The organism is Stenotrophomonas sp. YJH_SMC_37, from assembly GCF_059370035.1.
Genome location: NZ_JCAFTG010000005.1, coordinates 100,265 through 125,220, shown reverse-complemented (window position 1 = coordinate 125,220; position 24,956 = coordinate 100,265). Strand labels below are relative to the sequence as shown.

Below are 24,956 nucleotides of genomic sequence, written 5' to 3'. Positions count from 1 at the left end.
GCTGGATCGCCGAACAGCCCGCCCCGTGCGGGCTGTTTCGCATTCAGGATTTGCCGTAAACGTCGCGCTGGAATAGGCTTCGGGCATGAACCCAGGCCCCACTGCCAAGGTCGCCGCAGCCCCCGCTGCCGCCGTACCCGACTACGTCCTCCAGCTTGAACGCGCCGCCCATTACCTGCCGCCGGAACAGCTGCCGCTGCTGCGCCGCGCCTGGGAAGTCGGAGCCGCCGCGCACGCCGGGCAGACGCGCAAGTCGGGCGAGCCCTATATCACCCATCCGGTGGCCGTGGCCCAGGTGCTGGCCGAGCTTGGCCTGGACGTGGAAGCGTTGATCGCGGCGATCCTGCACGACACCATCGAAGACACACCGCTGACCCGTGAGGCGCTGGCCGCCGAGTTCGGCGAAGCCGTGGCCGAGCTGGTCGACGGCGTGACCAAGCTGGACAAGCTGAAGTTCCGCGACCGCCAGGAAGCGGCCGCCGAGAGCTTCCGCAAGATGCTGCTGGCAATGTCGCGCGACCTGCGCGTGATCATGATCAAGCTGGCCGATCGCCTGCACAACATGCGCACGCTGGGCGCGCAGAGCCGCGAAGCGCGCGGCCGCATCGCCCGCGAGACGCTGGAGATCTACGCGCCCATCGCCCAGCGCCTGGGCATGAGCCTGGTCAAGAGCGAACTGCAGAACCTGGGCTTCAAGGCGCTGTATCCGTGGCGCCACGCGATCCTGGAAAAGCACATCCGCAGCCAGCCGGTGGTACGCCGTGAAGCGCTGGCACAGGTGGAAGTGCAGCTGTCGCAGCGGCTGGCGAAGGAAGGCATCGAGCATCGCCTGGTCAGCCGCATCAAGACGCCGTGGAGCATCTACAACAAGATGCGCGACGAGAACAAATCGTTCGACCAGGTGATGGACGTGTTCGGCTTCCGCCTGGTGGTGCGCAGCGTACCCAGCTGCTACCACGCGCTGGGTTCGGTGCATGCCACCTTCAAGCCGCTGGATGGCCGCTTCCGCGATTTCATCGCCATTCCCAAGGCCAACGGGTACCAGTCGCTGCACACCGTGCTGTTCGGGCCGTATGGCTCGCCGATCGAAGTGCAGATCCGCACCGAGGAAATGGACCTGATCGCCGAACGCGGTGTGGCCGCGCACTGGACCTACAAGTTCGGCGGCGATTCGCCCAACAGCGCACAGAGCCGTGCCCACGCGTGGATCGTCGAGCTGATCGACTCGCAGCGTGCCGCCGGGTCCTCGCTGGAGTTCCTCGACAACGTCAAGGTCGACCTGTTCCCGGACGAGGTCTACCTGTTCACGCCGAAGGGCAAGATCCTGGCCCTGCCGCGCAATTCCACCGCGCTCGATTTCGCCTACGCCGTGCATACCGACGTCGGCAACATGGCGGTGGCCTCCCGCGTGGACAAGAAACTGGTGCCGCTGCGCACCAAGCTGGTGTCGGGGCAGTCGGTGGAGATCATCACCGCACGCTCGGCCACGCCGAAACCGCAGTGGCTGGAATTCGTGGTCACCAGCAAGGCGCGCACTGCCATCCGCCACCAGCTCAAGCAGCTGGAGCACGAGGACGCCGTGCAGCTCGGCCACCGCATGCTCGACCGTGCGCTGGAGGCGATGGATTCGTCGCTGGAACGGTTGCCGAAGGGGCGCCTGGATGCGTTCCTGGCCGAGCATCGTTTCCCACGCCTGGAGGCGCTGCTGGCCGAGGTCGCACTGGGCAACTGGATGCCGACCCAGGCCGCGCAGGCGCTGATGGCCTACGCCGAACTGCGTGGCGGCCCGCATTCGCGCCACCACTCGCAGGAAAAGATCCTGATCAACGGCAGCGAGCGCGGCGTGGTCACCTTCGCCGGCTGCTGCCAGCCGATTCCCGGCGACGAGATCATGGGCTACCACACCGCCGGCAAGGGCATCGTGGTGCACCGCATGGACTGCCCGAACCTGGCCGAGCTGCGCAAGTCGCCCGAGCGCTGGGTGCCGATCGGCTGGGACACCACCGTTTCCGGCGACTACGACACTTCGCTGGTGGTGGAAGTAGAGAACGGCACCGGTGTGCTGGCGCAGCTGGCTGCTGCCATCGCGCAGAGCCATTCCAACATCGAGCGCGTGGACTACCTGGACCGCGACTTCAACGCCGCCGTGCTGGCGTTCAACATCCAGGTACGCGACCGCAACCACCTGGCCGAAGTGATGCGCCGCCTGCGCCGTCTGTCGGTCGTGCAGTCGGTACGCCGCCAGTAACGCGAACCCGGTAGTGCCGGCCGCTGGCCGGCAATTTCGCGGTGCTTCCGACGTTCATGAGGTTGCCGGCCAGCGGCCGGCACTACCGGAGCGGCGCGGTAGATCCACGCCATGCGTGGATGCACCCCCACCCGGTACAATCACCGCTCTGTTTTCCCCCAAGCACCGGAGCGACCCATGTCCCGCCAGATCATCAACACCGAAAAGGCCCCCGCTGCCATCGGCCCGTACTCGCAGGCCGTGCGCGCCGGCAACACCGTGTACTTCTCCGGCCAGATCCCGCTCGACCCGGCCACCGGCGACATCGTCGGCGCCGGTGACGTCGAAGCACAGGCCCGCCGCGCCTTCGACAACCTCAAGGCCGTGGCCGAAGCCGCCGGCGGCTCGCTGGACAAGGTCGTGCGCCTGGGCCTGTACCTGACCGACCTGGGCGAGTTCGCCAAGGTCAACGCGGTCATGCAGGACTACTTCCAGGCCCCGTACCCGGCCCGTTCCACCATCGAAGTCTCCGGCCTGCCGAAGGGCGCCAACTTCGAGGTCGACGCGGTGATGGTCATCGACTGACCGCCACGTGGCACGCAAGGCGGCGGTCACCCCGGTCCTGTCACCGTCCGGCGAAGCATCCCTGGCGATGCTCGCGGGCGTCGGTCCGGCCGTGGCCGCCAAACTGCAGGCGCGTGGCCTGGCCACCCTGCAGGATCTCTGGCTTCATCTGCCGTTGCGCTATGAAGACCGGACCCGGCTGACCCGCATCGAAGACCTGCGCAACGGCGTGCCGGCGCAGGTGGAAGGGCGGGTGGTCGCGGTCGAGCGCGGCATGCGCCACCGGCCGATGCTGAAAGTAGCGGTGGAAGACGAAGGGCAGGGCACCCTGGTGCTGCGCTTCTTCCATTTCCGCCAGCAGCAGGTCGGCCAGTTCGCGGTCGGCAACCGGCTGCGCTGCTTCGGCACGCCCAAGCCGGGCCACCTCGGCCTAGAAATCGTCCATCCCAGCTACCAGGTGCTGGGCCGCAACGACGATCCCGAACTCGGCGACCGCCTCGACCCGGTGTATCCCTCCGTCGAAGGCGTGGGCCCGATGACGATGCGCAAGCTGATCGGCCAGGCCCTGGACCGCCTGCCGGAGGAAAGCACGCTGGAACTGCTGCCCAGCGGCTGGCTCGATGGCCTCGGCCTGCCGTCGCTGCGCAGCGCGCTGCTGACCGTGCACCGGCCGCCGCCCGATGCCGACCTGGCCGCGCTGGCGGCCGGCACTCATCCAGCGCAGCGTCGCCTGGCAATGGAAGAGCTGCTGGCCCACCACCTCAGCCTGCGTCGCCAGCGTATCGCGCTGCAGGCGCACCATGCACCGCCGCTGGCCGGCCCCGGCAAGCTGGCCAAGGCGCTGCTGAAGCAATTGCCGTTCGCGCTGACCGGCGCGCAGGCGCGGGTGTTCAAGCAGATCCGCGAGGACCTCGCGCGCCCCAGCCCGATGCTGCGGCTGGTGCAGGGCGATGTCGGCTCCGGCAAGACCGTGGTCGCCGCATTGGCGGCGATGCTGGCGGTGGAGCAGGGCAAACAGGTTGCGCTGGCAGCACCGACTGAGCTGCTGGCCGAGCAACACCTCAACAACCTGCGCGGTTGGTTGGAACCGCTCGGCGTGCGCATCGCCTGGCTGGCCGGCAAGGTCACCGGCAAGGCGCGCGCCAAGGTGATGGAGCAGGTCGCCAGCGGCGAAGCGCAGGTGGTGGTGGGTACCCACGCGCTGATGCAGGAGGCGGTGGTGTTCCAGGATCTGGCACTGGCCATCGTCGACGAGCAGCATCGCTTCGGCGTGCACCAGCGGCTGGCGCTGCGTGACAAGGGCGCAGGCGGCAACAGCGTGCCGCACCAGCTGGTGATGACCGCAACACCGATTCCGCGCACGCTGGCGATGTCCGAATACGCGGACCTGGATGTCTCGGCCATCGACGAGCTGCCACCGGGCCGCACGCCTGTGCAGACCGTCGCACTGAACAATGACCGTCGCCCGGAGCTGATCGAGCGCATTGCGCTGGCCTGCCAGGAAGGGCGGCAGGTGTATTGGGTGTGCACGCTCATCGAGGAAAGCGAAGAGCTGGATGCAACCCCCGCGCAGGCCACTTACGAATCACTGCAGGCACTGCTGCCCGGCGTACGCGTCGGGCTGGTGCATGGCCGCCTGAAAGCCGCCGAAAAGCTGGCGACGATGGTGGCGTTCAAGGCGGGCGACATCGACCTGCTGGTGGCCACCACCGTGATCGAAGTGGGCGTGGACGTACCGAACGCCTCGTTGATGGTGATCGAGAACGCCGAACGCCTCGGCCTGGCCCAGCTGCACCAGCTGCGCGGCCGTGTTGGCCGCGGTTCGGCGGTGTCGCGCTGCGTGCTGTTGTACCAGGCACCGCTCTCGCAGATGGCACGCGAGCGCCTGCAGACCATGCGCGAAACCAACGATGGTTTCGTCATCGCCGAAAAAGATCTGGAGCTGCGTGGCCCCGGCGAACTGCTGGGTACGCGGCAGACCGGCCTGGCCGGCTTCCGCATCGCGGATCTGGCCCGCGACGCCGGCCTGCTGCCCGGCGTGCATGACCTGGCGGAGCGCCTGCTGGACCAGCAACCCGCGCTGGCTGATCGTGTGGTGCAGCGCTGGATCGGCACCGCCGTGCGTTACGCCTCGGCGTAAGTGCCGGGGGGCGGATCCCTTTGCACAGCAAAGGGCTCTAACCCCATTTCGGGGACGCACATCCACGCACGGCGTGGATCCACTGTAGAGCCGAGCCCACGCTCGGCTGCTGTGCGCGCTGCGCGCGGGAGTTGAGCATGGCCCGACTCTACAGAGAGCTCTTCCCCGCCATCCGCGGGAGACCCGCTTTTGACGTTGCTGTTGAAGTTGCCGGCCAGCGGCCGGCACTACCGCTTCGGCGGGTGCAGAACGCAGCCCTGCCAGAACCCCAACACCCCGTACTTGCAACGGTCATCAACCCGGTCCACACTTCGTTGCCGATCTGAAGACGGCAACGATGACCCACAAGATCCCGCTGTTGATCGACACCGACCCCGGTGTGGACGACGCCCTGGCCCTGCTGATGGCCTTCGCCGATGAACGGCACGACGTGGTCGCCCTGACCATCGCCGCCGGCAATGTCGGCCTCGAGTACACCGTTCGCAACGCCCTCAAGCTCTGCGACATCGTCGGCCGCGCCGACGTGCCGGTGTTTGCCGGCAGCCCGGATCCGCTGCTGCATCCCTCCGTCGACGCTGCCCACGTGCATGGCCGTGACGGCTACGGCGACGTGGACCTGCCGCCGCCCAGCCGCCAGGCCGAAGCCGAGCACGCCGCACTGGCCATCCTGCGCCTGTCGCACGAGCACGCCGGCGAACTGATGCTGGTGATGCTGGGCCCGCTGACCAATCTGGCCCTGGCACTGAAGCTGGACCCGACCCTGCCCGAGCGCATCAAGCGCATCGTGGTGATGGGCGGCGCGGTCACCTGCCACGGCAACATTACCCCGGCGGCCGAATTCAACATTGCGTTCGACCCGGAAGCGGCGCACGTGGTGTTCACCTCGTTCAAGCACCTGCTGGTGTCGGACTGGGAGGCCACCGTCGCCCATGGCCTGCCGCTGCAGGACGCCGAGAAGTGGCTGCAGGCCGATTCCGATCGCGCCCGCTTCTACGAGTTGATCTCGCGCAAGACCCGGGGCCTGTCCGAAGACAGCAAGGGCGGCCGCTGGTACACCGCCGATGCGGTGGCCATGGCCTGGGCGCTGAACCCCGAAGGGCAGCTGCGGGTCGAGTCGCGCCCGCTGAACGTGGAGCTGAACGGCACGTTCAGCCGCGGCGCCACCATCGTCGACTGGAACCGCCAGACCGGCCAGCCGGACAACTGCGATCTGCTGATGGCCTACGACCAGCAGCGTTTCGAGGCCCTGGTGCGCCAGGCCCTGGGCGCGGACTGACGTCCATTACCCGGCACCGGTTGCCCCGGGCGGCAACCGGTGCTTATAATGCCGCTCTTGACCACCAGCCCATTTACGGTGTGAGCCCATGAAGGCCGATATCCATCCGAACTACCGCGACGTCGTCTTCCATGACGTCACCTCCGATTTCAAGATCCTGACCCGCTCCACCATGGCGACGAAGGAAACCATCCAGTGGGAAGACGGCAACGAATACCCGCTGGTCAAGGTTGAAATTTCCTCGGCTTCGCACCCGTTCTACACGGGCAAGCACAAGGTCATCGACACCTCGGGCCGTATCGACAAGTTCCAGAAGCGCTACGCGCGCTGATCTGTCGATCCAGCTTCGAACCAACGGCCGCGCTCTGCGCGGCCGTTTGTTTTTCCCCAACGCCAACCCAACGGGCGTTTGGATGGACGGAACACTGCGTTCGTGTGACAAGGCTTTTGCCGATCCGGGCCGCTCAACGGCCGGCGTCTGGCTGCCTGTCGTATACGACTTCTGTCTAGCGCCGGGCAAATGCTGCTGTGCGATAATGACCTGATCCCCGGCACAGGCCGAGGACGTCATTCACGTGCCTGACCAATGCGCTTGGGCAGGCGCCTTCCCATGAAGGAGCGCACACAGTGTCCGATCTTGATCAGGTCACGCTCAACGCCGGCGACAAGTCGGTCGTTCTGCCCGTCATCAAACCCACCCTTGGCAACGACTGCGTCGACATCGCGAAGCTGACCAAGGAAACGGGGTATTTCACCTACGATTCCGGCTTCACCGCGACGGCCAGCTGCAAGTCCGCCATCACCTACATCGACGGCGACAAGGGCGTGCTGCTGTACCGCGGCTACCCGATCGAACAGCTGTCGGAAAAGTCGAGCTACGTCGAAGTGGCCTACCTGCTGATCAACGGCGAGCGCCCGAGCGCCGAGCAGCTGAAGGCCTTCACCGATGAGCTGACCGCCGAAGCCAACGTCGATGAGTCGATCAACACCCTGATCGGCAGCTTCGCCAAGGATGCCCACCCGATGGCCATCCTGGCCGCTGCGATCGCGCAGCTGTCGGCCATCTATCACGACTCGCTGGACCTGTCCGACGCCGAACAGCGCCGCCAGGCCGCCGTGCGCCTGATCGCCAAGGTGCCGACCCTGTCGGCGCTGATCTACCGCCACGGCAAGGGCCTGCCGGCCAACAAGCCGGACACCTCCCTGGACTACGTCAGCCGTTTCCTGAAGCAGACCTTCGAGTCGGCTGACGGCCAGTACGATCTGAACCCGGACGTGGTCAAGGCGCTGGACCTGCTGTTCATCCTGCACGCCGACCACGAGCAGAACGCCTCGACCTCGACCGTGCGCCTGGTCGGTTCGACCGGTGCCAACCCGTACGCGTCGGTCGCTGCGGGCGTCACCGCGCTGTGGGGTCCGGCCCACGGCGGTGCCAACGAAGCCGTGCTGAAGATGCTGGAAGAAATCGGCACTGCCGACAACGTCGAGTCTGCCGTGGTCAAGGCCAAGGACAAGACCTCCGGCTTCCGCCTGATGGGCTTCGGCCACCGCGTCTACAAGAACTTCGACCCGCGCGCCAAGGTCATCGGCGAGATGACCAGCAAGGTGCTCAAGCAGCTGGGCGTGCAGGATCCGCTGCTGGACGTGGCCGTGAAGCTGGAGCAGGCCGCGCTGCAGGACGAGTACTTCGTCGCCCGCAAGCTGTACCCGAACGTCGATTTCTACAGCGGCATCATCTACAAGGCGCTGCAGATCCCGACCGAGATGTTCACCGTCATGTTCGCCCTGGGCCGTACCTCCGGCTGGGTGTCGCATTGGCTGGAACAGCAGGTCGACCCGGAAATGAAGATCGGCCGTCCGCGCCAGGTCTACACCGGCAGCGACGTGCGCGACTATCAGGGCTGATCGCCCGCGTAGGTTGTGCCGAGAACGCCCCGCATCCGCGGGGCGTTTTTTTTTGCGCGGACTTGGTAGGTGCGGACCGTTGGTCCGCACGATTTCGGCGCCTGCGAAAAATCATCCACGCATGGCGTGGATCTACCACCGCATCCGCCTTCGGTAGGTGCCAACCTTGGTTGGCACGCGCTTCACCGCGCCAAGACCGCGTGATTCAAGGGTCTCACCAGCTTCACAAGCGCTCGCGCAGCCTCAGGACGCCAGCTGCATCCGCAGCACCTGAAATGGAGCGTCCATCCCGATGAGTACCCGATTCGACCCACCCGAGCGCGGCCCGCTTGGTCCCGACGTCGCCACTGTCGTCACCGCCCCTATCGTCACCCCTCCCAGCGAAAGCGCCGTGTCCTGGGGCGCGATCTTCGCCGGTGCCGCCGCTGCCGCTGCGCTCTCCCTCATCCTGCTGATCCTGGGCGTTGGCCTCGGCCTGTCGTCGGTGTCGCCGTGGTCGTTCGAAGGCGTCAGCAAGGAAACCTTCGGCTGGTCCAGCATCATCTGGCTCACCTTCACCGCATTGGCCGCGTCCGGCCTGGGTGGCTATCTGGCCGGCCGCCTGCGCACCAAGTGGACGCAGATCCATGGCGATGAAACCTACTTCCGCGACACCGCACACGGCTTCGTATCGTGGGCGGTGGCCACGCTGCTGACTGCGGGCCTGCTCACCTCCACCATCGGTGGCGTGCTGGGCGCCGGTGCAAAGGTGGCGGGCGCCACCGCAGGCGCTGCCGCATCCACGGCCGGTGTTGCCGCTGCGGGCGCCGGCAGCGCTGCCGCCGCGGCTCCGGAAGGCGACCTCAACTACTGGGTCGATTCGCTGTTCCGCAGCACCACCAGCGCAGGGCCGTCTGATCCTGCAGTGCCGCCGCCGGGTGCACCGATGGATCCGAATGCCCCACCGCCGCCGGCCGCAAGCGTCGGCCCACGCGACGCGCGCATGGGCCCGCCGCCGCGCCCTATGCCGGGCAACGGCCTGATGGGCGACCGCCGCGAAGTCCGTGCCGAAGTGAACCGCATCATCGTCAACAGCCTGCAGGGCGATGGCCTGGATCCGGCCGACACCCAGTACCTGTCGCAGCTGATCGCGCGCGAAACCGGCATGAGCCAGGCCGAAGCGCAGGCCCGTGTGACCGATGTGCAGACGCGCATGCGTGCCGCGCTGGAGAAGGCGAAGAGCACCGCCAAGCAGGCGGCCGACGATGCCCGCAAGGCAGCAGCGTATGCCGCGCTGTGGCTGTTCATCACCTTGCTGATCGGCGCGTTCTTCGCCAGCCTCAGCGCCACCTGGGGCGGCCGCCGCCGCGACCTGTAACCCGCCTACCGTGCAAGGAGACCTGCCATGAAAATGATTCTGCTCTGGCTGTTGGGCGTGCCGATTCCGCTGCTGATCCTGTACGCGATCTTCTTCTGATCGGGCGCCAACGCGATGTCTCATCAGGCCGCCGAAAGGCGGCCTGATATCTGTAGAGTCGACCCATGCTCGACTCCCGTGCGCAGCGCGGACAGCAGCCGCGCCCGGGCGCGGTTCCACAGGGACTCGCTTCAGGATCTGAATGCATTCTGACAATGGATGTCGCGTTCACATCTTTTCGGATCTATTGCATGGGCATCACACGGAGGGCGATAGAACCTGAGGGTACTCATCCCTTCGCGGAGAACACCATGAACCGATTGCTTGCCATCGCCCTCATCGCCACGCCGCTTGCCCTGCTGAGCCCGCAGGCCTTTGCGCAGTACACCGGACCAGGCGCGGGAACGGCTGCCAGCACCGTCGCCGACGCACGCGCGCAGCGCGATGACCATCCGGTGGTGCTGCGTGGCACCCTCATCTCCAAGATCGGGGACGAACGCTACCAGTTCCGTGATGCCAGCGGCCAGATCGAAGTCGAGATCGATGACGAAGACCTGCCGCCGCAGGCCATTGGCGCCGACACCGTGGTCGAGCTGCGTGGCAAGGTCGACACGCATCGATTCAAGCCGACCGACATCGATGTCGATCACGTCACCGTGGTGCCCGCAGGTTGAAGCGAACGGCAGCCGCGCATGGGCCCGGCGCCACAGTAGATCCACGCCATGCGTGGATGACGTCAAAACGACCGGAAAAGCTGTCTGTAGAGTCGAGCCATGCTCGACTCTACAAATGCGAAGCAATGAGGTTTATTGCATTCAAGCAGTGAGGGGAATTGCATAGCCCTCAAACATTGAACACCTTCAAGAATTCTCCTTAACGTTCCACGTTTTAGGAATGCTTGAATAGTCTGCATGGCAATGGATTCCTAACATTCTCTCCGTCGCCCGCAACCACCTCTGCGGGCGGCGCCTCCCTCCCTTTCTCCTTAGGGGAGGGGGGCTTTCATATTCCCCCTGTCCGAGAGAGACACCCATGCACGCCATTATCAAGAAGGCCGCGCTCGCTGCAGCGCTGGCCACTGCTTCGCTGTCCGCGCACGCCGTGGAAACCAAGATCTCCGTCTACGCCGACGTCGACCCGACCCTGGCGCTGCTGCGCGACGACGGCACGCCGCTGCCGGACATGGTCACCCTCACCCACGACCCGCTGCGCGGCCTGATTCCGAACACGCAGCGCGTGCGCATCCACTCCAACGATGAAACCGCGGATATCGAAGCCCGCATCGATGGCAGCTTCTTCCTGGCCAACGAGACCGGCGCCGTGACCGTGCCGATGACCATCAGCCTGAACAACCGCGCGCTGGGTGCAGCCGCCATCGAGTACAAGGCAACTGACCTGTTCAACGGTGCGGGCTCGACCCCGGGCGCCTCGATCTCGATGCCGCTGACCATCGCACAGACCACGCCGGCGCCGATCCTCACCAAGGGCGCGTACAGCGGCCTGGTCAACGTCGTGCTGAACCAGAAGGCGGCTACGCCGTAATCCCCCGCGCCGGCCCGCATCCCGGGCCGGCCGCTTGCAGCGGTGCCCCCATGACCCTACACGCCCCCGCCGTCACCCGGCTGGCGGTCGCGCTCGCCCTGGCGTTGTCCACTCCGCTGGCGGCCGCGCGCGGCGTCCCGCCCGGTTTTGAAGATCTGGTCGAAGGCCAGACCGAACAACTCGACATCCAGCTGTTCGGCCGCTCGGCCGGGCTGTCGCCGGTGCGCGTGACCCTGGAGCACGTGCAGCTGGAAGATCCCGCGCGCGTGCTGCAGGCACTGGACCTGCCTGCCGAGGCGCAGGCCGCCCTGCTGCCTGCGCTGTCGCAGCCGCTGCCGCGCAACAGCCACCTGGCCTGCCGCTTCGGTGGTGCCAGTGCCGGCTGCGGCTACATCGATCCGCCGGAAGCTCCCGACGAGGTGCGCGCGCTGTATGACGAAGGCGAGGGCGCGGTGCGCTTGTTCGTGGCGCGCCAGTGGATTCCCGGCAAGCCTGCCGCCGAGCGTTTCCATACGGTCACCGCCAATGCCGAGAACGCGTTCCTGCATCAGCAGACGCTCAACCTCAGTGGTGGCCGTGACTACCAGTCGCTGTCGGCACGCGGCGTCGGCACGCTGGGCCTGTTCGATCGCGGCCACCTGTCGGCCGAGTGGTACTACAACCAGCAGCGCTATCGCAGCCACAGCGACGACGATTTCCAGTTCGACAACGTCTATTACCGCCACGACCTGGGGCCGGCGCACTACCTGCAGGCCGGGCGCATGGACCGCCGCAACCTGTCCAGCCCGCAGGGCGGCACTTTCAGCTTCAGCATGCTGCCGCTGGACCGCTTCCAGGGCGCACGCCTGGGTACCACCCAGGCCTATGTGGACACCGACGCGGCGGTGCAGGCCAGCCCGCTGACCGTGCTGCTGGCGCGCGATGCGCGGGTGGACGTGTTCGATGGCGAGCGCCTGCTGCAGACCTTCTACCTGCAGGCCGGCATCAACCAGATCGACACCCGCAATTTCCCGTTCGGCAACTACCTGGTGCGCATGCGCATCTACGAGGACGGTGTGCTGGTGCGCACCGAGGAGGCGCCCTTCGACAAGGGCGGCGACTGGACCAACAGCCAGTGGCAATGGTTCGTGCAGGGTGGCCACCGCAACGAACGCCGCAGCGATGCTTTCGATGGCGAGCGCATCGCGATGGCCGGCGTGCGCGTGCCGCTGGGCCGCGACGCGGCCATGACCGCCGGTGCCGCCACGTTCGGCGGGCACCGCTACGGCGAGCTGCGCCTGGACCTGCGCCGGGTGATGGCCACGCAGGAAGTACGCGCCACCTTCAGCGGCATGCGCGGCAGCGACGGCAGCAACGGGCAGCAGCACCAGCTGTCGTACCGGCGCACGGCGTCGTGGAATCTCTACCAGCAGCGCATGCGTGGCAAGGCCTGCCAGTTCGAGGCCGAGGCGCACGACCAGCTGGGCTGCACCAACGCGCTCAGTGGTTCGATGTCGCTGCCGCTGGCGGGCGGCAATGTTTACGTGGGCTACACCCGGCGCCAGACCTGGCGCACCGGCTGGCACCGGCCAGAGTTCGAGCAGGATCCGTTGTTCGGGCTTGAGCCGCTGTTGCCGCCGGGGCCGTTGGAACCGCGCCGCGAGCCGCTGCTCAGCCGCACCTGGCAGGCCAGCTTCAGCCGCAGCCATCGCTGGCAGGATTTCAGCGTCTCCACGCGCGTGGGTGTGTGGCGGCAGCACAGCACCGACAGCGTGCGTGGCAGTACCGAGCGCGACCGTGGCATCTACGTCAACCTCAGCCTGAGCCGTCGGCACCGCAGCGCTGCCGGTGATGGGCAGCGCCGCTATGCCGTGGATGTGCGCCAGCCGCAGCATCAGCGCCCGGCGATCGACTACAGCGTTGGCCAGAGCCTGCGCCAGGAACTGGATACACAGTATCGCGAGCTGTCGGGCGAGCTGCGCGCCAACAACAACGAGCGCTACAGCGCTTCACTGGGTGGCCAGCTGCAGAATGGCGTCGGCCACACCAGCGCCAGCGTGGCGCGCTACCAGCAGCGTGGCCGCAGCGAAACCGGCTACAGCGGCGCACACAGTTCCGGCTTCGCGCTCGGCCGTCGCGGTTTCTACTGGAGCGGTGCCAACGGCGCCGATGCCGGCCTTGCCGTGCAGGTGGCCGATACCGATGACGCCGACCTGCGCGGCGTGGCCGCCGAACTGCAGGTGGGCGGGCTGCGCAGGCAACGCCTGCAGATCGGCGAGCGCCGGCTGCTGCCGCTGCCGGCCTATCAATCGCAACGTGCCGAAGTGCAGGACGCCAGCACGCTGGACAGCGTCGCCGCCATCCGCGTGACCGGCGTGGGCGGGGCACGGCCGATGTTCCTGACGCCCGGCAAGCTGATGCGCATGCCGGTGCCGATCGAAGTGACCTACACCTTCATCGGCCATGCCCGTGACCTGGCCGGTGCGCCGCTGGGCGGCGCCCGCATTCTCAACGCGCCGGTGCCCGGCACCAGCGCCAACGGCGGCTTCGTCGCCGATTTCCCGCGTCGCGAAACGACGCTGTACCTGCTGCAGGACGACCGCCTGCTGCACTGCCCGCTGCAGGTGCGCGAGCGCCGCCAGGTGGTGCTGCTGGTCGGTGCCGTGCACTGCGAGCCGCTGGCCGTGGCCCAGCTGCCGGCCGAGATCCGCCAGCAGGCCCGCGTGACCCGGCTGCTGCAGGAACGCGCGTTGATCGCCGCCACGCCCCGGACCGCTGCTGTAGGAGGTACGCCATGAACCGGCGTTGGATGTTCGTGTTGATGCTGGTGTGTGCGCTGGCGCTGGTGATGCCGCGGGCGTGGGCGCAGTGGCCGCCGGAAACGCATCCGGCCGACCAGAGCCGGGACATCGTGATGAGCTGGGATCGCTCGGCGGTACCCGGTGATGTGGAGTTGTGGGCGCCGCGGACGGTGTTGGGATTCAGTCACGACCTGGCGCTGAAGTATGGGCAGATCCATGTGGTTTGTGAGTCTGCTTCAGATAGTGAATTCGGTCGGTGCCCGACGGAGGGTGCGCCGCTCATCTCGGGGGGGGAAACAAAGATTGCGTTGCGTCTCGTTGATCTGAGGACTGGTCTGCGTACGGATATCAGTGCTGTGGGAAGTCTGCGGCGGGTTATGTCGGGCATCCGCTGTAGTTTCGACTACTGGGACGGCGAGCAGCGCACGCTGAATGCAGCATTCTGGTACGAATGTGGTCTAGGAAGCGGGGCAGATAAGCCGATTGGAACTGGCGTCCAGTTGATCCTGCCTCAACGCGAAATCTCGCGGCTCGTCGCAGGCCACTGGAAGGCCACGATGCGCCTGAACATCAAGGCCGATCCCGCCGCAGCACCCGTCGCCACAGCCACCTTCAACTTCGATTTCACCGTCACCGACTACGACGCGATCTCGATCTACTTCCCGACCTTCGACACCGTCGCGCCGCTGGTCAATCTCGATCTGCGCTACGACCCCATCCAGAAGGTGGTGGGTGGCAGGAAACAGCTGGATATGTGCCTGTACGACGGCCTGGGTTCGCAGAGCGAATACCTCGACGTCACGGTTCGCGACAGCGGTCCACGCCCACCTGCAGGGTCGGACTTCTCGCTCTGGCACCGCGATGGCGGCAGCGATGCCAGCCAGCGCCTGGACTACCGCGTCCACCTGGACTACGGCGGCCACCGCCTGGCGATGAAGCACAACGTCAAGCAGCAGCTGCGCGGCATCGACAGCGCACAGCTGCGGCTGGTGATGCTGCCGGGCATCAGCCAGCCGGTGTACTGCGTGCCGACGCCGCTGACCCTGGAAACACCGCCCACCCCGATCGCCAGCCAGCGCCCCGGCCTGTACGAGGGCGAGCTGACCGTGGTGCTCGACGTCCCCACCGCCAAACCCTGATCCCGAGGAGCCTGCCATGAAGAAGCTGCTGTTCTGCCTGCTGCCGGTGAGCGCCCTGCTTGCACTGCCGGCATACGCCAATCTATCCATCCACCCGATGCGCGCAGCGGTGGATGCCAAGCGCGGCACCCATATCCGTGTGTACTCGCAGTCGACCATTCCGCAGTACGTGCAGACCCGCCTGCGGCGCATCGTCAATCCTGCCACGCCTGCCGAAGAAGAACAGGAGATGGAAGCCTCGGATGCGGCGATTGCCATCACCCCCGGCAAGTTCGCACTTTCCGGCGGCGGCAACCGGCTGATCCGGGTGATTCCGCTGCAGCAGGTCCAGAAGGAAACGGCCTACCGCCTCTACTTCGAAGGCGTGCGCGGGCCGGATGACGCTCCCCTCGAAGACGGCGAAGGCGCACAGGCAAACATCGGCGTCAGCCTGGTCTGGGGGGCGCTGGTCAACGTCACCCCCGACGACGGTGTGGTGGACCTGCGCCTCCAGGACAACACGCTGCACAACACCGGCACGCTGCGCGTGGGAATCATCGGTGCCGAGGAGTGCACGGCCGCGGGCACCTGCACGCCACACCCCGTGTCGCACAGCCTCTATCCCGATGCCGCACTGACGCTGCCGTTCCAGCTTCAGCCGGGCAACTCGCTGCAACTGCGTTACCGGCTCACCCGCGATGGCTATCGCGAACACGTGCGGACGATCGCGCCGACAACGACTTGAGCCCGCACTTTGCCCGCCCCGTGCCCGGCACGGGGCCTCACTTTCCTTGTCCTGTTAAGGAGAAACACATGAATCGAATCTATCGTCGTATCTGGAATCACGCCAAAGGCTGCTGGGACGTAGCCAGCGAACTGGCCAAGCCCTGTGGGAAGAGAGCGTCAGGAACTCATGGAATCTGCAGTTTGCCGGTGCTGTTGCTTGCTGCGTTGGGCGCGGATGCAGCCGCGAAGGAGCGACGGATCCCGGGTTGCGATCCTTTCAATGTAGGAAATGGAACGATCATCAACTGCATCCCGATGTCGGGGCATTTTGATGACACAAAATTCTCTCCTGTTGCACTGGCAGGGGGCTGGAATACCCTGACCTTCGGTGCGGGCTCCGTGGTCAATGGCGATAACACTGCCGCATTCGGTGTTGGCGCCAGTATCAACGGTCAGAACAGCGCTGCCTTTGGATTCAAGGCAAGCACCTATGCCGTGGATAGCGTGTCGGTAGGCTACAACGCCAGGACCTCCGCTGATGGTGGCCACAACGTGGCCGTTGGTGCCAATGCCTATGCCGCCTACATTGGTGCCACTGCCTTGGGGAACAAAGCAGAGGCCAGGGCACAAAATGCCATCGCACTCGGCAGCGGCTCGTCGTCGCGTGGCGTGGATGCCCTTGCGCTCGGTGCCAACTCCAGCACTTCGGCTGCGGGTTCGATGGCGGTTGGTGCAAAGGCGTCTGCCAGCCGTACAAATGCCATCGCCCTGGGGTTGAGTTCCGTGGCGCAGCAGGAGGACGCAGTTGCCCTGGGCGCGAGCACGATCGCAAACGGTGCCGGTGGGGTGGCGCTTGGTGCCAAGGCAATGGTCGACACCGGTGCAGGCACGGGGGGGGTCGCCATCGGTGGCGGTGCCCGTGCGGGAAGCCTGGGCTACACCGGTGCCATCGCCATCGGCGGCGATACGCGCGCGTACATCGACGGCGTCGCGCTGGGCTATGCGGCGTCTGCTTCCGCGCAGGGCGCCGTGGCCCTGGGTGTCCGCTCGGTGGCCACGGAAGCCAATACGGTGTCGGTAGGCAGCGCCTCGGTGCGCCGTCGCATCGTGAACGTGGCCGATGGTAGTGTCACCGCCTCCAGCACCGATGCGGTCACCGGCAAGCAGCTGCATGCCATGAATGAGCGGGTTGATGGCCTGATCAAGCAGGATTCCGCAAGCGGCGTCGTACGCATCGCCAACAGCAATACCGGTACGGAAGTCAGCATGCGCAATGCGGTGCTGGCCACGCGCAAGGTAAGTGGCGTTTCCGACGGCGCGCTGACGACGACCAGCACCGAAGCCGTGAACGGACGCCAGCTCAACACGACCAATGGCAATGTCACCAGGGCGCAAACCGCTGCGGATGCGGCCAAGGCTGATGCCAGCAAGGCGCTGGCCCAGGTCACCACGGTGACCGGCCTGATCGGCCAGACTTCGTCCACCAGCAGTGTCCGCCTGGGCGAGAAGAACAGCGGTACCTCGCTGGATGTCCGCAACAGTGCCAATGCCAACCGCAAGGTGACCGGTGTGGCCGATGCCACGCTGAGCACCTCCAGCACGGAAGCAGTGACCGGCAGGCAGTTGAACACGACCAATGAGAATGTTGCCAAGGCACAGACCGCTGCGGGAGAGGCCAAATCTGATGCGAGCAAGGCGCTGACTCAGGTGGTGACGCTGGGCGGCCTGGTGGGGCAGGTGTCGGCAACCGGTAATGTCCGCTTGGGTGAGAAGAACAGCGGAACGGTGTTGGATGTGCGCAATAGCGCCAATGCGAACCGGAAACTGACCGGCGTGGCCGAAGGCGTGGTCAGCGACAGCAGCTTTGAGGCCGTCAACGGCAGGCAGCTCAATGCCACCAATGACAAGGTGGCGGCGGTGGAGAGTGTTGCCAGAACTGCGGGCACAGAGGCGGCGGCGGCAAAGACGGATGCAGCCAAGGCGTTGGTCGAGACCGCAGCGCTTGGCGGGCTGGTGGCACAAGTGTCTACGACTGGCAATGTGCGTCTGGGTGAGAAGAACGGCGGTACAACGTTGGACGTGCGCAACAGCGCCAATGCCAACCGGAGGATCAGTGGTGTGGCGGATGGATTGTTGAACGCCAGCAGCGCTGAAGCTGTGTCTGGGAGACAGCTTTATTCAACAAATTCGCGGATCTCTGAGCTGGAGGAGGTCGCAAAGTTTGTGAGTATCGGATCAGCACCCATCAGTGAACGCGCAGAAGCGGGTGTTGCAGGCGTTGCGATCGGGAACTCTGCAAAGACTTGGCTGGAGGGAGGAACTGCAGTGGGTACGCTTGCGGAGGCCATGGGAAAGAACTCCACCGCAATTGGTAGAGGGGCAGCTGTCTCGGTGGATTCCGAGAACGGATTCGCATTGGGGACCGGTGCACAGGTCGGCGGACACGCGGGCGGTGCAAGTGGAGGTGTCGCGATTGGTGCTGGAGCAAGAGTTGAAAGTGGGGCGCGCGGCTCGCTAGCACTCGGCAATAGCTCCCAAGCAGATGAAGATGGAGTTGCGTCGTTTGGGAATTCAGGCATGCAGCGCCGCCTGGTAAACGTCGCCCGAGGCACCGTCGACCACAACGCTTCCACCGTCTCTCAGCTCAAGGACTCCCTCGCTACCCTTGGCGGCGGGGCAGGCATGGACGCCAGCGGAAATATCATCGCCCCAACCTACTTGGTGCAGGGCGGAACGCGGAGCACGGTCGAAGACGCACTAATGGCGCTTGATGGCGCCGTCATCACTGCAGGTCGTCGCGCGGGCAAGGTGGAAGATCAGCTCAGCTCGATTTTCCAGGACTCGCCGTCGGCCCGTACCGATGGCATGAACCAGATCGCGCTCAGTGGCGCGAACGGCATGGTGCTGACCAACTTGGCTGACGGTCGGGTAGCGCCAGGAAGCCGTGATGCCGTGAACGGCAGCCAGTTGTACGCCGCAGAGCAGAAGATCTCGCAGAATCGGAATGATCTGGAGGCGATGCGCAAGGAGCGGGAGATGGGGCAGCAGGCGATGCGTGGATTGGATGCAAATGGCCCAATCGACTTCGGCGGTGTGCGTTTGACTGGTGTGGCCGAGGCGAAGTTGTCGGCTGACAGCTCGGATGTTGTACGCGGCAGCCAGCTCTATGCAACGAATGAGGAGCTACAGAAGCTATCTTCCGCGTCGCGATTTGTTGCTGTCGGTGATCAAGGGCCCGGGAAGGCAGCGAAGGCAGGGGCAGTCGGGGTTGCGATTGGTGACTCCGCTCAGGCTTCTTTGCAAAGTGAAGGGGCCGTTGCCATTGGAAGCTTCGCGAGGGCCGACGGAAAGAACTCAGTGGCGCTCGGTAGAGCAGCTTACGTTGATGCTACGGCTGAGCATGGCTTTGCTGTCGGCGTCTATTCCTCTGTCCATGAAGCAAACGGTATTGCAATCGGTGTTGGCAGTACGGTCGAGCAGGGGGCAAGCTCTAGCGTAGCTATTGGCGTCCACTCAGTTGCGGATGAAGCAGGAACCGTTTCATTCGGCAATATCGAGATGAAGCGCCGTCTCACCAACATCGCCAGCGGCACCGCCAACCACAATGCCGCCACCGTCGGCCAGCTGCGCGGTGCGCTGTCCGCGCTCGGCGGTGAAGTCGATGCCAACGGCAACATCGTCGGCCCCAGCTTCACCGTGCAGGGCCAGTCCCAGTCCACGCTCAATGGTGCGCTTGAGGCGCTCGACGGTGCAGTAGTCAGCAACCGCTCGAGGGTGAACCAGGTCGAGTCGCAGCTGCGCAGCGTGTTCCAGGACACGCCCTCCGTCCGCGCCGACGGTCTCAACCAGCTCACCCTGGCCGGAACCCACGGCATGGTCATTTCCAACGTGGCCAATGGCCTGATCGCCGCCGGCAGCCGCGATGCGGTCAATGGTGGTCAGCTGCATTCGATGCAGCAGCAGCTCAACGGCCGCATGGACGGGCTGGAGCAGCGCATCGATGCGCCGCAGCCGCAGGCAATGGCGGTGGCTTCAGTGCCCGAACCGGAAGCGCCGGTGCCGCAGGCCGAAGGCGGCCAGCAGGTGGCGTCGGCAGGCGAGGGTGAGAAGCCCACGCCGCAGCCGAAGACGAAGAAGGAGGACACCCCGAAGCCGCAGGTCGATACCGCTGAACTGGAGAAGATGCTGGCCCGCGCCAACGAGTATACCGATGGCGCGATCAGCAACTTCGAGCGTCGCCTGGACAAGATGGACAAGCGCTTCAACCGCATGGCGGCGATGAGCAGCGCGCAGACCGCGATGGCGATGAACACCGCCGGCCTGGCCACCTACAACCGCCTGGGTGCGGGCGTGGGATACAGCGAGGGTGAGTCGGCGATGGCGGTGGGCTACCAGCGTGTGCTCAACGAGAAGGGCTCGGCCACCTTCAGCCTCAATGGCGCGTTCACCAACAGTGGTGAACGCAGCATGGGCGTCGGCGTGGGCATCGGCTGGTAAGCCATGCGGCCCCGGCGTGGTGCGCGTAATGAACCCCGTCGCGCCGGGGTCCTTGCCGAGGAGAAGGCAATGTACAGATGGGTAAGTGGAATCGTCAGCTATCGCACGTTCTATATCTGGCGGGCGCGCTTTCGCTACTACACCCGGAACCTGGACCTGTGGACGCTGATGAGCGGGCTATGCATCGCCGGTCTGCTGCTGGTGCTGTGGTATCTGTGGCAGATGCTGGGCGTGCCGCCGCCGCGCGTGCGTCCTCAGGCAGCGGCGCTGCGGATCGAGGGCGTCACCAGCGAGGCGATCCATCGCATCGTGCTGGTGCGCCACGCGGGCCGCACGCCGGGTGCACCGTTCACCACGCCGGAGGAGGTAAGGGCGAGCACGTTGCGCACGATGCGGGTGCGGCAGGTGATGGACAGCGAAGTGGTGTGGCGGCTGAAAGCCGACATGCTGGCGGACATCGCCGACTACATCACCGCCACGGGTGGGTGCGTCCCGTACGACTGCCGACGGATTCGCGCTCGATTGGAGGATGTGCGCAGGGCGGGTGTTGAGAATGCGCAGATCAACACAGCACTGTTGACGATCCTGGAGGTGTCGCTGGACCAGATGCCGTCGTTGGAGGCGGTCGAGCATGAGCGGGTGAAGAGTGGGTGGTCGGATGGGTTCAACGACATCTATGATCAGATCTGGTTGCTGCGGGGCCTGCAGGTCATGCATGCACAGATGATGCGGGAGTATCCGCAGCGAGCCGCCGCGCCGTGGTTGCCGCGGTTGCTCAGCGACCCGCTGCGCGATACCCGTTTTGTCTGGTAGTGGGAGCATGATGGGCATCATCTGCCAGCGCAGGTAGCGCAGCTTTTGTAGAGTCGAGCCGTGCTCCACTGCTCTCCGGCCAGCAATCGAAATGCCTGAAGCACAGTGCGGACCAACGGTCCGCACCTACCGAACACGGGTGCAACGCTCCCGTAGAGTCGAGCCGTGCTCCACTGCTCTCCGGCCAGCAATCGAAATGCCTGAAGCACAGTGCGGACCAACGGTCCGCACCTACCGAACACGGGTGCAGCGCTTCTGTAGAGTCGAGCCGTGCTCCACTGCTCTCCGGCCAGCAATCGAAATGCCTGAAGCACAGTGCGGACCAACGGTCCGCACCTACCGAACACGGGTGCAGCGCTTCTGTAGAGTCGAGCCGTGCTCGACTGCTCTCCGGCCAGCAATCGAAATGCCTGAAGCACAGTGCGGGCCAACGGTCCGCACCTACCGAACACGGGTGCAGAGCTTCTGTAGAGTCGAGCCGTGCTCGACTGCTCTCCGGCCAGCAATCGAAATGCCTGAAGCACGGTGCGGACCAACGGTCCGCACCCATCACTGGCAGGTACCGCTGCGCTTGCCGGCCATGGGCCGGCGCTACCGTCATCCGCCGATGTACGCGCTGATCTCCGCTTCGGCCAGCACCTGCCGCAACTGCGCCACGGACGCACGTCGCATCGGCTTCTCATCCACCGGTGACAGTGGGGCCTGGCGCAGGGCGTCGTACGGCAGCACGGCCAGGTCGAAGGTCAGCTCCTCGGCACTGAACACCCACACCGGCACGTCCAGGCAGCGTTCGCGGTCCATGCGCAGGCGGCGCGTCCGCGATTCGGCGGGAATGCCGTGCTCCTCCAGGAAGCGGTGCACGGCTTCCGGGTCGTCGCTGTGCAGGTGCAGCTGCACGGGACTGTTGGCGTCGGCGGTGCCCTCCAACACTGGGCCAGCCAGGCGCGGGGAGAAGCCGTGCAGGAACTCCAGCGCACGCATGGCAGCCTCACGGCGGCGCTGCAGTTCGCTGCCGTGCTGGGGGCCAGCGAACAGCCGCTGGTATTCGCGCAGGGCGTCTTCGATCTCGGTGTTGCGGGGCAGGGAGGCATCGTCGTGGATGCCGAGCCGGCTGGCGGCCTTCAACTTGGCCTGGTGGTAGTCGCGGATGCCGCCTTCGGCCATCAGGCGGGCGGCTTCGTGGGCGAGGCGGTGACGCCGCTCGCGGGTCTGGCTGGCAGCATGCTGACGGGCGCGATGCATGCGATGACTCCCTGTTGCGACCTGGCTACAGAGTAGCGCACGGATGTGACATCCGCGTGGGTATTTCACGGAGGCGAGCAAGCGGGTGCCGTTGATCCTGTAGAGCCGAGCCCATGCTCGGCTGCTCTACCGCCGGCGCATGGAGCCGAGCATGGGCTCGGCTCTACAGAGGCGGAGCCAACCAACGGTTGGCACCCACCGAATCCTGCCTCTTAGAAGATATCGAACGCGGCGGCGTCGGCCTGCGGCGTATTGAGGTTCAGGTCGTAGTCGGTCAGGCGGTCCATGTCTTCCACCTTCACCCACTCGGTCGCGCCGTTGAGGGTGGCCTGGACCATGCCGCTGGGCGGCTCGTTCTGCGCGATCGGGGTGTCCTTCAGCGCGGTGCGCATGTAGTCGATCCAGATCGGCAGGGCGGCCTTGCCACCGTATTCGCGGTAACCCAGCGAGCGGAAGTCGTCGCGGCCCACCCACACGGTGGTCACGTACGGGCCGCCGAAGCCGGAGAACCAGGCATCGCGGTGGTCGTTGGTGGAGCCGGTCTTGCCGCCCACGTCCTCGCGGCCGAGCACCTTGGCCTGCACGCCGGTACCGCGCTGGACCACGTCGCGCATCATCGACACCAGCTGGTAGGCGGTGCGGGCGTCGATCGCGCGTGGGGCGGTGCGGGCATCGGGGTTGACCGGCGCGGCCGGGGTCTCGGCCTTGGCTTCGGCCTTGGCCGCAGCAGCCGGGGCCACCTTCGGGGCCGGGGCGCCGAAGTTGAAGCCGTCCACCACCTGGCTGACCGGCTGGTCGCTGCTGCCGGCGCAGTCGCGGCAGGCCATCGCCGGGTTTTCCTTGAACACCAGGTTGCCGTCGCGGTCGTTCACCTGGTCGATCAGCCAAGTGTCCACGCGCGAGCCGCCGTTGGCGAACACCGCGTAGCCACGGGCCACCGACAGCGGGGTGAGCGAGGCGGTACCCAGCGACATCGACAGGTTCGGCGGCAGTTCCGATTCGGCGAAACCAAATTCGCTGATGTACTTGCGCGCGTAGTCCACGCCCATGCCATCGAGCAGACGCACCGAGACCAGGTTGCGCGATTGCACCAGCGCTTCGCGCAGGCGCATCGGGCCGCGGAAACCGCCGCCGTCGTTCTGCGGAGCCCAGGTCTTGCCGCGGCGGTCGCGGAACACGACCGGGGCGTCGAGCACGATCGAGGCCGGGTTGTAGCCCTTGTCGAAGGCCGCGGCGTAGATGAAGGGCTTGAAGCTCGAACCCGGCTGGCGGCGGGCCTGGGTGGCACGGTTGAACTTGTTGCCGGAGAAGCTGAAACCGCCAACCAGCGCCTTCAGTGCACCGCTGTGGGCATCCAGCGAGACCAGCGCGGACTGGCCGCGCGGGAGCTGATCCAGCAGCCACTCCCCTTCCTTGGCACCGGCACGCACGCGCACGATGTCACCGCGCTGCACCAGCTTGCCCGGGGTCTTGTTGGTCCACTTGGCGGCACCGGCCGGCAGCACGATCTCGGTCCGGTTGGCCAGCACCACCGTGGCGCTGCCATCGGCACCGGTGCTGGCAACGATGGCCGGCAGCAGGCCGGCCTGGCCGTACAGGCCACGCAGGTGCTCGGCCAGGGCGGCGGCGTCTTCGCCGGCACCCACCTGCACCTGCTTCTCCACGCCGTGCCAGCCGTGGCGGTGGTCGTACAGCAGCAGGCCATCACGGACGGCCAGGTTGGCGGCGGTCTGCAGGGTGGAGTCGATGGTGGTGGTGACGTGGTAACCCTTGTTGACCACATCGCCGCCGAAGCGGGCGATCATCTCCTGGCGCACCAGCTCGGCCACGTAGGGCGCGTCGACCTGCACCGGCGGCTCATGCGCGGTGGCGTGCATCGGCACGGCCTTGGCCGCGTCGGCTTCGGCCTGGCTGACGAACTTCAGGTCGGCCATGCGCTGCAGCACATAGTTGTCACGACGCTGGCGGGCGCGCTCCGGGTTGGAGATCGGGTTGCCCGAGGACGGGAACTTGGGGATGCCGGCCAGCGAGGCCATCTCGTCCAGGTCCAGCTCGTTGAGCTTCTTGCCGTAGTAGAACTCGGCGGCGGCGGCCACGCCGTAGGCGCGGTTGCCGAAGAAACTCTTGTTCAGGTACAGCTCGAAGATCTCGTCCTTGCTCAGTTCGGATTCGATCTTCCGCGCCAGCAGGATCTCGGCCAGCTTGCGGGTATAGCTGTACTCGGAGCTGAGGAAGAACTGGCGGGCCACCTGCTGGGTGATGGTGGAACCACCGGGCACGCGCTTGTCGTTGGTGGTGGCCAGCAGCCAGACCGCGCGGCCGATGCCCTTGTAGTCCACACCGCCATGCTCGTAGAAGCGGGCGTCCTCGGTTGCCAGGAAGGCCTGCTTCAGCTTCTCCGGCACGTCCTTCATGGTGATCGGGGTACGCCGGGTCTCGCCGAACACCGCCATCAGCTTGCCGTCGGCGGCATAGACGTACATCGGCTCCTGCATTTCCACGTCGCGCAGGGTCTGCACGTCGGGAAGCTTGGAGGACACGGCGTAGTACAGACCGCCCACGGCGGCCGCGCCGATCAGCGCCAGGACCAGGACAATCAGGAAGATCCAGCGCAGCCAGCGGCGGAGTCGAGTCATCGGGTTCAGATTCCGATTGCGAATTTCGTGGTCGCAGAGTATAGATTACGCAAGGTGGCGGCTGGGGTCGGCACCGGGGAGCGCAAGGGGAACA

Annotated in this window: 16 protein-coding genes; 14 read left to right on the top strand and 2 right to left on the bottom strand. The window is 66.0% G+C overall.

The window, feature by feature from the left end:
• The first annotated feature begins 85 nt into the window (after window positions 1–85).
• From AC5P8J_RS09390 to AC5P8J_RS09325, 14 genes are all read left to right on the top strand, one after another.
• Window positions 86–2,248, top strand: a complete 2,163-nt coding sequence (locus AC5P8J_RS09390; protein ID WP_010484045.1) for a RelA/SpoT family protein — start codon at window positions 86–88, stop codon at window positions 2,246–2,248.
• 177 nt (window positions 2,249–2,425) lie between these two features.
• Entirely contained in the window at window positions 2,426–2,812 is a 387-nt protein-coding gene (locus tag AC5P8J_RS09385) for a RidA family protein (protein ID WP_005410875.1), read from the top strand.
• Between the two features lie 7 nt (window positions 2,813–2,819).
• Window positions 2,820–4,931 (top strand): ATP-dependent DNA helicase RecG, encoded by a 2,112-nt coding sequence (recG, locus tag AC5P8J_RS09380; protein WP_021203711.1) that lies wholly within the window; start codon window positions 2,820–2,822, stop codon window positions 4,929–4,931.
• Between the two features lie 337 nt (window positions 4,932–5,268).
• On the top strand, window positions 5,269–6,207 hold the full coding sequence (locus AC5P8J_RS09375; RefSeq protein WP_021203710.1) for a nucleoside hydrolase: 939 nt from the start codon (window positions 5,269–5,271) through the stop codon (window positions 6,205–6,207).
• Window positions 6,208–6,295: 88 nt separating this feature from the next.
• Window positions 6,296–6,538 (top strand): type B 50S ribosomal protein L31, encoded by a 243-nt coding sequence (locus tag AC5P8J_RS09370; RefSeq protein WP_005410871.1) that lies wholly within the window; start codon window positions 6,296–6,298, stop codon window positions 6,536–6,538.
• A 296-nt stretch (window positions 6,539–6,834) separates the two neighbouring features.
• A complete protein-coding gene (locus tag AC5P8J_RS09365; RefSeq protein WP_049453347.1) occupies window positions 6,835–8,112 on the top strand; it encodes a citrate synthase in 1,278 nt (425 codons plus the stop codon).
• A gap of 292 nt (window positions 8,113–8,404) precedes the next feature.
• On the top strand, window positions 8,405–9,469 hold the full coding sequence (locus AC5P8J_RS09360) for a hypothetical protein (RefSeq protein ID WP_227854031.1): 1,065 nt from the start codon (window positions 8,405–8,407) through the stop codon (window positions 9,467–9,469).
• 350 nt (window positions 9,470–9,819) lie between these two features.
• A complete protein-coding gene (locus AC5P8J_RS09355; protein WP_021203707.1) occupies window positions 9,820–10,182 on the top strand; it encodes a NirD/YgiW/YdeI family stress tolerance protein in 363 nt (120 codons plus the stop codon).
• Between the two features lie 358 nt (window positions 10,183–10,540).
• Entirely contained in the window at window positions 10,541–11,050 is a 510-nt protein-coding gene (locus tag AC5P8J_RS09350; protein ID WP_021203706.1) for a CS1 type fimbrial major subunit, read from the top strand.
• Between the two features lie 50 nt (window positions 11,051–11,100).
• A complete protein-coding gene (locus AC5P8J_RS09345; RefSeq protein WP_478436028.1) occupies window positions 11,101–13,827 on the top strand; it encodes a TcfC E-set like domain-containing protein in 2,727 nt (908 codons plus the stop codon).
• The gene (locus tag AC5P8J_RS09340) at window positions 13,824–14,969 is read left to right on the top strand and encodes a CblD like pilus biogenesis initiator family protein (RefSeq protein ID WP_227854029.1); all 1,146 of its coding nucleotides are present in this window, start codon (window positions 13,824–13,826) and stop codon (window positions 14,967–14,969) included. Before AC5P8J_RS09345 ends, AC5P8J_RS09340 begins: the two co-directional genes overlap by 4 nt.
• A 16-nt stretch (window positions 14,970–14,985) precedes the next feature.
• On the top strand, window positions 14,986–15,693 hold the full coding sequence (locus tag AC5P8J_RS09335) for a pilus assembly protein (RefSeq protein WP_109814415.1): 708 nt from the start codon (window positions 14,986–14,988) through the stop codon (window positions 15,691–15,693).
• A gap of 68 nt (window positions 15,694–15,761) precedes the next feature.
• Window positions 15,762–20,171 (top strand): ESPR-type extended signal peptide-containing protein, encoded by a 4,410-nt coding sequence (locus AC5P8J_RS09330; RefSeq protein WP_495216771.1) that lies wholly within the window; start codon window positions 15,762–15,764, stop codon window positions 20,169–20,171.
• Window positions 20,172–20,240: 69 nt separating this feature from the next.
• Window positions 20,241–20,984, top strand: a complete 744-nt coding sequence (locus AC5P8J_RS09325; RefSeq protein WP_109814413.1) for a hypothetical protein — start codon at window positions 20,241–20,243, stop codon at window positions 20,982–20,984.
• Between the two features lie 597 nt (window positions 20,985–21,581).
• Here AC5P8J_RS09325 and AC5P8J_RS09320 read toward each other — a convergent pair.
• Window positions 21,582–22,226: a hypothetical protein gene (locus tag AC5P8J_RS09320; protein WP_021203700.1), complete on the bottom strand. Its 645-nt coding sequence runs from the start codon at window positions 22,224–22,226 to the stop codon at window positions 21,582–21,584.
• A gap of 212 nt (window positions 22,227–22,438) precedes the next feature.
• Complete coding sequence (locus tag AC5P8J_RS09315; RefSeq protein ID WP_227854444.1) at window positions 22,439–24,862, bottom strand: penicillin-binding protein 1A; 2,424 nt, start codon at window positions 24,860–24,862, stop codon at window positions 22,439–22,441.
• Window positions 24,863–24,956 lie beyond the last annotated feature (94 nt).